This window comes from Komagataeibacter sp. NFXK3, from assembly GCF_054182245.1.
This window is the reverse complement of record NZ_JAPIVJ010000013.1, coordinates 64,147-76,574: the sequence shown is the minus strand read 5'-3', so window position 1 is coordinate 76,574 and position 12,428 is coordinate 64,147. Positions and strand designations below refer to the sequence as shown.

General features: G+C 61.2%; 13 protein-coding genes. 6 read left to right on the top strand and 7 right to left on the bottom strand.

Translation table 11 applies throughout. The features are described from left to right. Positions 1-487: 487 nt before the first annotated feature. A complete protein-coding gene (locus OQZ28_RS13575) occupies positions 488-2,284 on the bottom strand; it encodes a tannase/feruloyl esterase family alpha/beta hydrolase (protein WP_458136443.1) in 1,797 nt (598 codons plus the stop codon). Between the two features lie 130 nt (positions 2,285-2,414). Beyond that, on the bottom strand, positions 2,415-3,200 hold the full coding sequence (locus OQZ28_RS13570) for a siderophore-interacting protein (protein ID WP_458136442.1): 786 nt from the start codon (positions 3,198-3,200) through the stop codon (positions 2,415-2,417). Positions 3,201-3,434: 234 nt separating this feature from the next. Here OQZ28_RS13570 and OQZ28_RS13565 point away from each other — a divergent pair, with 234 nt between their 5' ends. Next, positions 3,435-3,581 (top strand): hypothetical protein, encoded by a 147-nt coding sequence (locus tag OQZ28_RS13565; protein ID WP_265176050.1) that lies wholly within the window; start codon positions 3,435-3,437, stop codon positions 3,579-3,581. On the opposite strand, the gene OQZ28_RS13560 is transcribed toward OQZ28_RS13565, so the two are convergent. Then, positions 3,571-3,750 carry a hypothetical protein gene (locus OQZ28_RS13560; RefSeq protein WP_458136441.1) on the bottom strand — a complete coding sequence of 60 codons (180 nt, stop codon included), beginning with the start codon at positions 3,748-3,750 and terminating at the stop codon, positions 3,571-3,573. The genes OQZ28_RS13565 and OQZ28_RS13560 overlap by 11 nt on opposite strands. Positions 3,751-3,996: 246 nt before the next feature. On the opposite strand from OQZ28_RS13560, the gene OQZ28_RS13555 reads away from it, so the two are divergent. After that, the gene (locus tag OQZ28_RS13555; protein ID WP_110507796.1) at positions 3,997-4,281 is read left to right on the top strand and encodes a helix-turn-helix transcriptional regulator; all 285 of its coding nucleotides are present in this window, start codon (positions 3,997-3,999) and stop codon (positions 4,279-4,281) included. Here OQZ28_RS13555 and OQZ28_RS13550 read toward each other — a convergent pair. Both OQZ28_RS13550 and guaA read right to left on the bottom strand, forming a co-directional pair. Continuing rightward, positions 4,247-5,503 (bottom strand): tyrosine-type recombinase/integrase, encoded by a 1,257-nt coding sequence (locus OQZ28_RS13550; protein WP_458136440.1) that lies wholly within the window; start codon positions 5,501-5,503, stop codon positions 4,247-4,249. The genes OQZ28_RS13555 and OQZ28_RS13550 overlap by 35 nt on opposite strands. A 295-nt stretch (positions 5,504-5,798) precedes the next feature. Then, on the bottom strand, positions 5,799-7,400 hold the full coding sequence (gene guaA, locus OQZ28_RS13545) for a glutamine-hydrolyzing GMP synthase (protein WP_165399098.1): 1,602 nt from the start codon (positions 7,398-7,400) through the stop codon (positions 5,799-5,801). Between the two features lie 168 nt (positions 7,401-7,568). On the opposite strand from guaA, the gene OQZ28_RS13540 reads away from it, so the two are divergent. From OQZ28_RS13540 to OQZ28_RS13530, 3 genes are all read left to right on the top strand, one after another. Then, entirely contained in the window at positions 7,569-7,964 is a 396-nt protein-coding gene (locus OQZ28_RS13540; protein ID WP_130730436.1) for a hypothetical protein, read from the top strand. Positions 7,965-8,063: 99 nt separating this feature from the next. Next, entirely contained in the window at positions 8,064-8,573 is a 510-nt protein-coding gene (locus OQZ28_RS13535; RefSeq protein ID WP_130730437.1) for an NUDIX hydrolase, read from the top strand. After that, entirely contained in the window at positions 8,570-8,920 is a 351-nt protein-coding gene (locus OQZ28_RS13530) for a response regulator (protein ID WP_458136439.1), read from the top strand. Before OQZ28_RS13535 ends, OQZ28_RS13530 begins: the two co-directional genes overlap by 4 nt. A gap of 374 nt (positions 8,921-9,294) precedes the next feature. Here OQZ28_RS13530 and OQZ28_RS13525 read toward each other — a convergent pair whose 3' ends face one another. After that, entirely contained in the window at positions 9,295-10,761 is a 1,467-nt protein-coding gene (locus OQZ28_RS13525) for an ArnT family glycosyltransferase (protein WP_458136438.1), read from the bottom strand. Positions 10,762-10,771: 10 nt separating this feature from the next. Then, entirely contained in the window at positions 10,772-11,242 is a 471-nt protein-coding gene (locus OQZ28_RS13520; RefSeq protein ID WP_130730440.1) for an Lrp/AsnC family transcriptional regulator, read from the bottom strand. Between the two features lie 144 nt (positions 11,243-11,386). Between OQZ28_RS13520 and trxB the strand changes: the two genes are divergently transcribed. Next, positions 11,387-12,343: a thioredoxin-disulfide reductase gene (gene trxB / locus OQZ28_RS13515; protein WP_458136437.1), complete on the top strand. Its 957-nt coding sequence runs from the start codon at positions 11,387-11,389 to the stop codon at positions 12,341-12,343. Positions 12,344-12,428 lie beyond the last annotated feature (85 nt).

Here is a 12,428-nt window from a genome sequence, read left to right as displayed (position 1 = left end):
CCGTTGCTTATGAACAAATTACTTTTTTAAGTCCGAAACCCTTCTTGCTGCAAGGCCAATTTACTGGTTCAAGTCCCTACCCACCTTGGTACCGGTAAAGGCAGGAAGAAGGTTTCCTTTGGCTCCTGGCAAGACCTACCGTTCGGCATGTCGGTTGAGAGAGGCAGAGAATGTCCCCAAGTCGACCTGTCGCACGTCAGCTTACAATGTCCGCTTACGGGATAACCGCATTCACGCGAACAAGTCCGACATGAGGCGATTGCGGCCTGTCCGGTTAAGACACAGCGGACAGACCGCAATTCATGCCGTCGACATACGGGTAGACATCTACCCGGGCCGGTGGAGGTCGTGAAGCCTGGGCGTGACCGCTGACCCTTGCTCCATCATTCTGCCGGGCGAGGGCAGTGCGCCGGAACCCATATAGCCATGAAGTCTGAACAGCCTCGGTCGTCCGCCCGACATCTGATGCCGAGCGGCACGATTTCCGTTACTTCGCGCTTTCCACCCCCAGCCTGCCATCCCGGACACCATACTGATTCTGGTTATCCGGGCCGATCAGCGATGTGGCATGACTTGCAAATGTCATCGGCAGGGACACCGGCGATTTCACAGGTCGATAATTGCGCGCATCGTTCACGTCCCCTGCCCCGGCATACCGGGAAATATATGGGTAGGGATAGACGGGACGGCTGGCTATTGCCGTGGTATTCTGCCGCGCATACGGCTGGCTGAGCATGGGGGCCATATGGATCTGCCCGCCCGTCGGGGGCCTGTCATGGCTGCCGGGTGGTGGTCCCATCGGTTCCGTGCCCTGCGCTGTCCGCTCAGTGCGGAGGGCGGCGGGCGTAAGTCCGGCTTCCGTCCAGGCCATCAGCGGCGATAGGAAATCGACCTGCGGAAAGCCCTCGCCATTGCCGCAATGGCCCACGCCGGGCAGCAGATAGAAGCGCATGAACTGGTCAGTCTGCTCCGCACCCATTTCCCGCTGCACGCCCTGATAATAGGCGATGGTATTCAGGGGCGAGATCGACTGGTCCGCCAGGCCATGCCACAGGATCAGACGGCCACCACGTTTGTGAAACGCATGAAGGTCCGTGTTCTCGGCATTATACAGCGGGGCCAGTTCGCTCATCCGGGCAAAGGAGGCATCATCAAAGCGGAAACGGCTCAGGTCAGCCGCCTTTTCATCCACCTGCGCCGCAATGACATAGGCAATGGCCGAAGCAGCAATGCCATTGCTCATGGACTCTCCATCCGCGGTCGCGGGCAGCGCCCATTGCAGTTCCGATCCCGGCAGGGGACCACCGATGATGTAGGGGTGACCGGATGCATCGGTTGCTCCGGCATAGAGACGCACAGCCGCCTGCGTTTCCTCCGCCGTCAGGCAGTGCGCGGTGTCGCTCTGGCCGACCGGACACCGCACCCATGCGGGATCGAAATGGCAGGTGCGGGGATCTTCGAGAATACCGTCCTTTACGCCCGAAAGCGTATCGCAATGGCGGATGACGGCATCATGCAGCACGCCCATGCGGCCTTGCAGCAGGATGCTGGTGCCATCGGCACGCTGGTTCCCGCGCACGTTCCACGCATGGTAGAAAGAGTTCTGCACGGTGAACAGGGCGGCCGGGGCACCGGCGGAAATGCCGTCAAAGTCATCAGGGAAGCGCTGGGCTTCCATCAGTGCTTCGCGCCCACCATCGGAACAGCCGACAAAATAGGAATATTTCGGGGCCTGTCCGTAGAAAGCCGCCATCAGGGCCTTGGCCGCCAGCGTGGTGACATGGTTCGCGCGATAGGCGAAGTCGATGCGCTTTTGCGGATCCTTACCAAACTCGCCCTGCGCCAGTCCCATCATGGAGCCGGTATGGCCCATGTCATCACCCGCCATGACGAATTCGCCATTCAGGGCGGGCGCGCAGGCCCCGGCGTTACTGACGCCCACACGCGTCATGCCGCACAGGCCACCACACCCACCCAGCAGGAAGCGCTGGGTCCAGTGCTCCATGGGCAGGTCGACCTCGAAGGAAATCGCAGGCGCGATCTGTCCCGTGACCTTGCAGAATTTCCCCTTCGGCGTCTGAAGCACGGCAGCCTTCCGGCCATGGACTGCAGCGCCGACGGCGAGCGCAAGATCGATATGGCCCAGCGCATCGCACGATATGGCGGGAGCGACCACCGGCAGCGAAGCCATATCCGCTGCCTGTGCAGGAGTGGCAGGCAGCAATCCTGCCCCTGCCCCCATGACCGCAAGGAGAACGGTCAGGATCAGAAGTATGTTTTTCATATCAGGCAAAATGTCCTGTTCGGCCTTCTTCGGTTCATGAACCAAACGTAGGTCATGTCTCGCTGAATGAATGTATAAATTTGTAAGGGAGGCGCCGCATCATGGTCCTGACACCCATGCCCCTTATCGTTCAGTGCGCGTCCCCGAAATCCTTGACCGAAGCATCGGCCTGGCCCTTCACCCAGTAGCCGGATGCCTTGATCCACTGTGCCGGAATCCTGCGTTCATCGAGAAGATACTGGCGCACGGCTTTCGCCACGCGGGCCTCGGCACCGACCCAGACAAAAGTACGGTCCGGAATTTCCAGATTTTTCAGGACAGCAAGAATGCTGGCAGCGTCATCCGCCCGCTCCATAGGCCGATGGACCCAATGGGCAGTATGGCGTGCGGCCGTGGTAAAGATCTGCTCGTCTTCCGACCCCGGCACGGCAACCACGCTCGTAACGGACGTCCGGGCAGGAAGCGCCTCAACCCGTCGTCCGATCGCAGGCAACGCCGTTTCGTCGCCGATCAGAAGCCAGTGACCAATCGGGCCGGAAATGATCTGCGACCCGCGTGGACCACCGATCTCCAGCCGGTCACCCGGTTTGGCGGCCCGCGCCCAGGCCGCCGCCGGGCCACCATGGTGATTGACGAAATCCAGAAGCAGCGTACCGTTCTGCGGGTCGTAACGGCGCGGCGTGTAATCACGGCGGGTTGCTGCGCCATCCAGGCCGGGCACGAAGATCTTGATATGGTCATCAGGGGATGGGCTGTTGAACCCGACCAGTTCGGGGCCACCCAGCGTGACACGGATCATGTGCGGGGTCAGGCGCTCAACAGCGCGGACTTCAAGACTACGCCTGACCAGATCATGCCGCACACGGCGGATCTCTGGGGCATCATCGCGATTTGAAAAGGACTGGAAAAGTGTCATCACTGTGTATCCCTGTCATGCCGACAGACCGGTGACTGTGGATACACAGACGCACAGGCTGCCAGCATGCTGCTGTCAGTTTCTGTGCGTTGTTTCACGTTAACGCATACGAAAGTACGGTCTGCAAAGACCGGACTAGCTGTCTCGATCAAAGCCTTCGAAAGCAGAGTCTGTCAACGGGTTTTTCAATATCCCCCTGCCCCGTTAAGTGCCGGGTGCCTGGTCGCAGCATTCTTGGATCGGGCAGCCACCACGCCCACGTCGGGTTACGCATGGACCAACCATACGGGCAATGGCGAGACGCGATGGACGTTCATCTCCATGGAAGTCAGGGCAATATTGCGCTTCCACATGTTCTCCGGCGACGGTTTCAGGGCATGAACTGGAACTGAAGGCCATGGTCGATCATGTCGATCCGTCCCGCCGCCAGTGCAGGACGCCAACGATAGGTTCCAGCGACATGATCATCCTGCACAAGCGCATGGATATCTGCCCTGTTTGGCAGACAAGTTATGATCTGACGTCTGTTTTCGGGAACATCGATCGCCAAGGTTCATGTCTTGAACCAAGCCGTATTCTGACGATCCGCCAATCATGCGACGGGGCATACGCATTGAGAACTGTCTCTTCACAGACTGACCTTATGCTGTACAGACATCCAGATCCTGTATAAACAGCTGCCCCTATCCTATTTTTATCCGTTTCTATCCCGTTTTTTCCTGCTATAGAAAATACACTTCCGCACAACGATACCTATTGGCTCTTATTATTAGCGCCAATAGGAAAGGTTAGATCAATGCACGCCAGAGCCATATCGTCTCCCCGGAAATCAATCCGTCGGCGCCAACTGCGTGAAATGGTGCCACTGGCCGACAGCACAATTTACGAAATGGAACAACGCGGTGAATTCCCGCGCCGCTTCTGTCTTTCGCCACGCTGTGTCGTGTGGGACCTGGCCGAAGTGGAAGCATGGTTGGAAGAACGGCGTTCAAAACCAAGTATGCCGGCAAGAGGTCCCGACGTAAGGCAGAGGCGAACGCGCCCGATCAAAGGGCAGGATCCGGCTCGAACAACAGCATAGATGGTGACACCAGGTTGGGCACGTATTTCTTACCTGCGATCCAGGCATCCACGGTGTTCGACCACTCCTGCATCATATGACGCCGTTGTAGCTCGTATTCTGCTTTATTATAGACACCCCGCGAGGAACGCCCGTCTTCATGAGCAAGACATTTCTCAATCCAGTCGCTATTGAAGCCCAATTCATTCAGAAGCGTTGATCCCGTGCGACGAAGGTCGTGGACCGTAAAAGCTTCCAACGACAGCCCATCCTTTTTGGCCTGATCGACGACCGAATAGGTCACGCGATTGAATGTCGCGCGGGACATCGGCGCGTCTGCATCATAGCGAGACGGTAGTAGGTAACGCGAATTTCCTGCACACGTTTTCAATGCGATCAATATGTCCAGCATCTGATGAGAGAGATACACATTATGTGCCTTTGAACGCTTCATGCGTTCTTTAGGAATTGTCCAGACAGCATTCTCGAAATCAACTTCATCCCAGACAGCGTCCTGCAATTCGCTTTTCCTGACCATGGACAGTAAAAAGAACCGCATTCCCAGGCGGATGGTCGACAACGTCGGTACGTTTTCTATCACCCGGAACAACACCCGAATTTCAGCGGGAGAAAGTGCACGGTCCTTGGGAACGAAGGTCGCGATCGATGATGGTCCGACCTCGTCGGCAGGATTGGCAACCTTCTCTCCGTGCGAAATACCAAAGTTGTAGATCTGCTTTACAATATCCCGAACGTGTATCGCCGTCGCCGGCGCACCGCGATCTACTATCGCTGCACAATGCGTCCTGAGATCATTCGGCGTGATCTCGGTCAGAAGACGGTTGCTCCAGACAGGAAGCAGTTCCCGTTCGAAAATTGCGCGACGCATGGCCCGGGTGCTATCGGCCATTGCTGCAGCCAGCAGCCATTTCTCTCCCAGCTTGCCAAAGCTTTTGGCCTCCTTGAGGCGCCGCTTGTTGCGCTGCTTCTCGATCGCCGGAGAAATTCCTTCCGCAAGAGCGCGTCTCGCATCAATACACTTCTCCCGTGCACGCGCGAGCGATAGTCCCCCTGGACCGTATTTCCCGAAACACACGGTCTCGCGCCGTCCATTCAGACGGTAGTCCATTCGAAAGGACACCACGCCTTTTTCCGTGACGAGGACATACATCCCGTCACGGTCCGCGACCTTGTATTTTTTTCCTTTTGGTTTCAACGATCTAATTGCAGCATCCGTAAGCATTGCACCGCCTCCGACCCAAAAATACCGTCAAGGGATTCTGGTGGGCCGTTTCGGAGAAAAAGCATCTGTTTACAAAGACTTATCGTAAAAAAAATACCGTCACAGGCCCATCTGCCCATGACGGTATTCACACAATTCCCGACTGGCAAGCCTGACGAGGTCCGTCACGCATACCGTCAAAACCAATCTGTGCACATCGATAGTCTGCAATAGCAGACGACGACATTAACTTTTTATTTCAGTATGTTAGGTAAGGTTCGGGGAGGGAATGGGATACTTCAGGACCCCTTGTGAATCATTCCCACTCAATCGTTCCCGGCGGCTTGGACGTAATGTCATACGTCACGCGGTTTACGCCCCGCACTTCATTGACAATACGCCCGGCCACACGGTTGAGGAACGACATGTCAAACGGATAGATATCCGCCGTCATGCCATCCGTGCTGGTCACGGCGCGCAGGGCGCAGGCGTAATCATAGGTACGGCCATCGCCCATCACACCCACGGTGCGCACGGGCAGCAGCACGGCAAAGGCCTGCCAGATGGCGTCATACAGACCGGCGGAGCGGATTTCCTCGAGGAAGATCGAATCAACGCGGCGCAGCAGGGCCAGCTTCTCGCGCGTAATGGCACCGGGGATACGGATCGCCAGTCCCGGACCGGGGAACGGGTGGCGCCCCACGATCGCCTCGGGAATGTCCATCTCGCGGCCCAACTCGCGCACTTCATCCTTGAACAGTTCGCGCAGCGGCTCGACAAGCTGCATCTTCATCCGTTCAGGCAGGCCGCCCACATTGTGGTGCGACTTGATGGTCACCGACGGGCCGCCGGTAAAGCTCACGCTCTCGATCACATCGGGGTAGAGCGTGCCCTGTGCCAGGAACTCGGCGCCCCCAAGCTTGGCGGCTTCTTCCTCGAACACCTCGATGAACAGGCGGCCAATGGTCTTGCGCTTGATCTCGGGGTCGCTCACGCCCTCAAGCGCGTTGAGGAACAGGTCGGAGGCATCGCGGTGGATGAGGTGGATGTTGAAGCGGTCGCGGAACGTGCGGATCACCTCATCCGCCTCACCTGCGCGCAGGATGCCCGGATCGACGAAAATGCAGGTCAGCTGGTCGCCAATGGCCTGATGGATCAGCACGGCCGCCACCGAGGAATCAACCCCGCCAGAAAGCCCGCAGATCACCCGCCCCTTGCCCACCTGCTGGCGGATGCGCGCAATCTCCATGTCGCGGAAGCCCGCCATGGTCCAGGTGCCCCGGCACCCCGCCACGCCATGCGTGAAGTTGCGCAGCAGGGCCGCTCCATGCGGGGTATGCACCACCTCCGGGTGGAACTGCACGCCATAGAGCCTGCGGCCTTCATCGGCGATGATGGCGAACGGTGCGCCCTCGCTCACGGCCACGGCCTGGAAGCCCGGCGGCAGCGCGGTCACGCGGTCGCCATGGCTCATCCACACCTGCTCGCGCCCACCACGCGCCCATGTGCCGCGAAACAGCGCGCAATCCTTGATAATATCGATATGCGCGCGGCCGAATTCCCGGTGCTCGGATGATTCGACCCTGCCGCCCAGCATGCGGCACATGGCCTGCTGCCCGTAGCAGATGCCCAGCACCGGCACGTTCAGTTCAAACACCACCGGCGGGATGGTGGGCGCATTCTCGTCAAGCACGCTGGCCGGGCTGCCTGACAGGATGATGCCCTTGGGCGCAAAGGCCCGAATCCGCTCGGCCGTGCTGGAATACGGCCAGATTTCGCAATACACCCCGCTCTCGCGCACGCGGCGGGCAATCAGCTGCGTGACCTGGCTGCCGAAATCCAGGATCAGGATCCGGTCTTCATGCAGGGATTCATCAAGTCCTGCCGGTGGGGGGGCTGTATTCACGGTGTCGTTCATCATGTGTCTTTCGGTCGCGGCATTATCGATACACAGGGCTTCCAGCATGAGCGGGCGACCCGGTGCAAGGGTGGGATAGTCTTTCGGGCGCAGATAGCACAATATAAGGCATGAGGCAGGCCCATGTCGCCTGCCGCGTTCCGAAAACCCAACCAGAGGTCCGTTTTCATGATTGCATGTCTCGTGCGGCCAGCGGCGGTGGCCCTTGGCCTGGCTGGCATCCTTGCCCTTGCGCCCCCGGCAGCAGCCGATGCGCTGCACGACCCGAAAGGATTGTGGACCGGCCAGCTCGTGGCCGACAAGGGCAACTGCACCGACGTGACGCGCGATACCTCCACCTTTCAGGTCGGCTCGAAAACCCTCACCTTCACCCCCGCCGATGGCTCCGTGCCGCTGCGCGGCCAGCCGGAAAAGGGATACGCCCACTATCATGCCGAGACCCTGCTGCAACAGCCCTCGGGAGCGGCCTTCCCCATGGTGTTCGAGGCGCATCCGGAAGGCAAGACCATCGTTGGCGTCTATGGCACGCCACGCTGCCGGGCGCATATCGTACTCAGGCGATAGGCCCGCCATGCCGCCGCGTGCGCGCGTGTTCACGCAATCGGGAACACTCTGGTCCCGTACAGGCATGGATGCGGGGCCACGATCCGATATATTTCATCCATGTCCGATAACATGACACTGGCCGGGGCCGTTCTTTCCATCATCGTCCGCAAGGGGCGCATGCTGCTCGTGCGCCGCCGCAACCCGCCCGATCAGGGGCTGTGGGGCTTTCCCGGCGGGCGCATCGAGCATGGCGAAACCTGTTTTGACGCCGCCGCGCGCGAACTGCGCGAGGAGACCGGCTTCATCACCCACGCCGAAGGCACGCTGACCGCCTTCGACCTGATCGATCGTGACGGCAGCGGCCATATCCGCTTTCACTACCTGATCGTGGCCGTGAAATGCCACGACAATGGCTGGACCGACATCCATGCGGGCGACGACGCGGATGCGGTCGACTGGTTCGATCTCGAGCAGGTGCATGCCCGCCCGGCCGCCTTCAGCCCCGGCCTGCCCGAGCTCGGCGCCCTGGCCCTGTCAGCCCGCGGCATCGCGCCGTGGCCACTGGCCCCGCAAACCCGCACGACCGATACTGCCCCCCACCACCGGGCCGAAAGTCTCCTGTCATGACCGCCCGCACCGCGCTGATTGTTGAAGACGAGGCCATGATTGCCGAACTGGTCGCCACCATGCTGGAAAGCGACGGCATCACCGCCACCATATGCCCCAGCGTGGCCGATGCCATGCGGGCGCTTGAAGCCCGCCCCTGCACGCTGGCGCTGGTGGACCTGACCCTGCCCGATGGCGAGCCTGATGCCTTCATTGCCGCCGCCTGCGCACGTGGCAGCCATGTGATCGTGATGAGCGGCGATCCTGACCGACTGGCAGGCTACGCCCCCCTGCCCCTGCTGGAAAAGCCCTTCCGCATGAAGGCCATGCTCGAACAGGTGCGCCAGGCACTGCCCGTGGCTGACTGATGCGACGTGACCCTGACAGTCGTTCTGGCAAGGCTTTTTCCTGAATGCTTCGGGGCATACCGCCTTTTTTGGAAAAAGGAGGGCACCCCAAAACATTTATTTTTTATCGATGCATTGCACTTAAACTATTATCTAAAATAAAAATAGAAACTGAAAATACTATTGTATTTTGAAGCAATTGTCCTGAAGTCCAACAGAAGCGCCTGCTGCCTGTCAGGACGCTACCTGCAGAGGATGGTTACTCTATTACGTAGGCAGAAGTATATGGCATTCGCCGGTTTTTGAAACCTGGCCCGACTGTATCTGGAAGGCAGGGGATGAATGACCCGTGCCTGTAAAAGAAACCGGGGGAAACAGGCAGAGATCCATGAGGCTCATTTCCCGCCCACGACCGGCAGGCGCGCCATCGCCTGGCGCTCGGCAGCTGACAGGTCACCACGCAACTGCACGCGATACAGGCCAACCGGCTCGGCCACGCGCCCCCTGCGCCCGCGCATGACCGTGCCCAGCCTGTCCACGGAGGCGAACACATCCGTATCGAACACACGGCGCGGGTTGCAGACCATAATGCCCCCGCCCGTCACATCATGCGGCAGGTTGAACAGCGCCCAGCGCGGCTCTATGCCCACCACGACGCGGCCGGGCAGCACCGTGGCCAGTTCCGCCGCCGTGCCGTAATCACACGCGGCCACGAATTCGCCGGGCCTGGCCACGGCGTTGATTTCCGCCGCCAGCCCGCGCCACCCCGCCATCTGCCGCAGCGCCACATCGGCATGGGAAGAAAGAGGCAACGGGGCAAACAGCGCCTGCCCGTAAACCAGCGCGCCAACCAGCAGCCCGCCGCCAACCGCCCAGCGCGCCCAGCGCCAGCCCACCAGCGCCGTGGCCACCGCCAGCGCCGGATAGATCACCAACGGCCAGTTCGCCTGCACCCGGTCGCCTATGCCATGCTGCACGAACACACATGCAGGCACGGCCACGAAACAGGCCAGCAGGGCCGCACCGGGCGCCTGCCGCGCCTGCCGCCACGCACGCACCTGCCCCCACATAAAGAACGCGGCAATGCCCGGCGTCATAAGCCCGACCTGCCCGGCCAGCAGTTCGGTCAGGAACTGGGCGGCCCTTGCCGGGTGCCAGTCCGCCGTGCGGCCACCCTGGCGGGCAAAGCTGACCCAGCCATGTGTTGCGTTCCACCACAGCACGGGAGTGGCGCACAGCACGGCCAGCGCCAGTCCACCTGCCATCGCGGCCCAGTGCCGGCCCTGCCCCGGCGCGCGCCGCCACAGGCCGTGCCCCACCCACCACAGGCCAATGCCCGCCACGGGCAGCACGGCGGTGTATTTGCTGTCAAAGGCCAGCCCGGCCACAAGGCCCGCAGCCAGCCACCAGCGCGCCCCCCCGCCGGCCACGATGCGCCCCATGACCCACAGCAGCACGGACAGGAAGAACAGCACCGGCATGTCCGGCGTCATGACAACGGACTGGATGGCCAGCGCAAGTGTTGCCTGCAACAGCGCACAGGCCCGCCATGCCAGCGCGGGCGCAGCACAAGGCAGCAGGTCGCGCACCGCGCGGAACACGAAAAAGGAGCCCCCCGCCCCCGCCAGCACGCCCACCAGCCTTACGCCAAGCGGGTCATCGCCGCCGAACGCCATGCCCAGCCTGATCCACGCCGCCACCATGGGCGGGTGGTCAAGGTAGCTTGCCGCGGGCGCCAGCGCCCAGATGCGGTAATAGGCCTCATCGAACGAAAGCGGCAGGAGGGCCGCCACCACCAGCCGCAGGCAGGCCAGCAGGCCAAGCAGGCACAGCCACGGGCGCGGGCTGTCCTTCTCCCTCACATCATTGCCTTCACACAGGCACGCCGGGGCGGTTGAGGCTGGTGCGGATGGTCTGGAGTGTCTGCACGCGCGCCACATGGGCGGCTTCGGTCAACTGGCGGGTCAGCAGGTTTTCATGCGTGGCGTCACGCGCCACGAGCCGCACCAGAAAATCGCCGCCGCCGCGAATCATGTGGCACTCGCGCACCTCGGGCCAGGCCGAGACCTGCGCCTCGAAGGCGGCGAGCACGGTTTCCTTCTGGCTGTCCAGCCCGATCAGGGCAAAAAGCGTGATCGACCAGCCCAGCCGTGCGCCATCGGTGTCGGCATGGTAGCCACGGATCACGTGGTCCTCCTCCAGCCTGCGCATGCGCCGCAGGCATGGCGGCGCGGAAATGCCGACACGCCGCGCCAGTTCCACGTTCGTCATGCGGCCATCGAGCTGAAGTTCGGCCACAATCCGACGATCAATCGCATCCAGATCAGCCATCCGTTCCGCCATGCACATTCCATCTCTCGACAAAGGGGCAACCGCCCGGCCGGGTGCCACGATAATGATGCACTTTCTACTCCAACCCTTGCACGGACGCCAGTGGACGACCATACCAAAGGAAATTATGACGATACGATAGGTTTTCCCGATCTCATGCCCCAGACCGTTTCTACCGACCTGCTTGTCATCGGCGCGGGTCCCGCCGGTTATACCGCCGCCATCTATGCCGCGCGCGCCAGCCTCTCGCCCGTTCTCGTGGCGGGGCTGCAGCCCGGCGGCCAGCTCATGATCACCACCGATGTCGAGAACTATCCCGGCTTCGCCAGGGGCATACAGGGGCCGGAGCTGATGGAGCAGATGGCCGAGCAGGCCCGCAATGTCGGCACGCGCATGATGGATGACATCATCGTCTCATGCGATTTCACCCGCGCTGATGGCAGCGGCCGTTTCTACGCCACCGGCGATTCCGGCACGGTGTACGAGGCGCGCAGCGTCATCATCGCCACCGGCGCGCAGGCCAAGTGGCTGGGCGTGCCGGGCGAGAAGGAATTCCAGGGCGCGGGTGTATCGGCCTGCGCCACGTGTGATGGCTTTTTCTATCGTGGCAGGCGCGTGGCCGTGATCGGCGGCGGCAACACGGCGGTGGAGGAAGCCCTGTACCTCACCCACCACGCCAGCCACGTCACCCTGATCCACCGCCGCGATACCCTGCGGGCGGAAAAGATCCTGCAGGACCGCCTGCATGCCAACCCCAAGATCTCGGTACTGTGGAACAAGGCGGTCGAACGCATTACCGGCAGCGGCACGCCCGCCGTGGTCACGGGGGCTGACCTGCGCGATACGATCACGGGCGCAACCACCCATATCGACGTGGATGGCGTGTTCGTTGCCATCGGCCATGCCCCGAACACCACAATTTTTCGTGATGTCGTGGCCATTGATACGGATGGTTACATCACCACGACACCCGGTAGCACGCGCACCTCGGTGCCAGGCGTATTTGCAGCAGGTGACGTGCAGGACAAGATATACAGGCAGGCCGTGACCGCCGCGGGCACCGGCTGCATGGCCGCACTCGAGGCCGAGCGTTTTCTTGCCGCAGGTCAGTAAAGGACTGCATGAGTCCTTGACCTGCTCCAGCATTTCCTTCACCACAACCCCTAGTGTCATAACATTTGGCGCGCCCTTTATAAGA

Bases quoted from the DNA above. Each gene is read 5' to 3' on its own strand.
- OQZ28_RS13575 (WP_458136443.1), bottom strand. From the start codon at position 2,284: ATGAAAAACATACTTCTGATCCTGACCGTTCTCCTTGCGGTCATGGGG.
- guaA (WP_165399098.1), bottom strand. From the start codon at position 7,400: ATGAACGACACCGTGAATACAGCCCCCCCACCGGCAGGACTTGATGAA.
- OQZ28_RS13550 (WP_458136440.1), bottom strand. From the start codon at position 5,503: ATGCTTACGGATGCTGCAATTAGATCGTTGAAACCAAAAGGAAAAAAA.
- OQZ28_RS13555 (WP_110507796.1), top strand. From the start codon at position 3,997: ATGCACGCCAGAGCCATATCGTCTCCCCGGAAATCAATCCGTCGGCGC.
- trxB (WP_458136437.1), top strand. From the start codon at position 11,387: ATGCCCCAGACCGTTTCTACCGACCTGCTTGTCATCGGCGCGGGTCCC.
- OQZ28_RS13570 (WP_458136442.1), bottom strand. From the start codon at position 3,200: ATGACACTTTTCCAGTCCTTTTCAAATCGCGATGATGCCCCAGAGATC.
- OQZ28_RS13530 (WP_458136439.1), top strand. From the start codon at position 8,570: ATGACCGCCCGCACCGCGCTGATTGTTGAAGACGAGGCCATGATTGCC.
- OQZ28_RS13540 (WP_130730436.1), top strand. From the start codon at position 7,569: ATGATTGCATGTCTCGTGCGGCCAGCGGCGGTGGCCCTTGGCCTGGCT.
- OQZ28_RS13535 (WP_130730437.1), top strand. From the start codon at position 8,064: ATGTCCGATAACATGACACTGGCCGGGGCCGTTCTTTCCATCATCGTC.
- OQZ28_RS13520 (WP_130730440.1), bottom strand. From the start codon at position 11,242: ATGGCGGAACGGATGGCTGATCTGGATGCGATTGATCGTCGGATTGTG.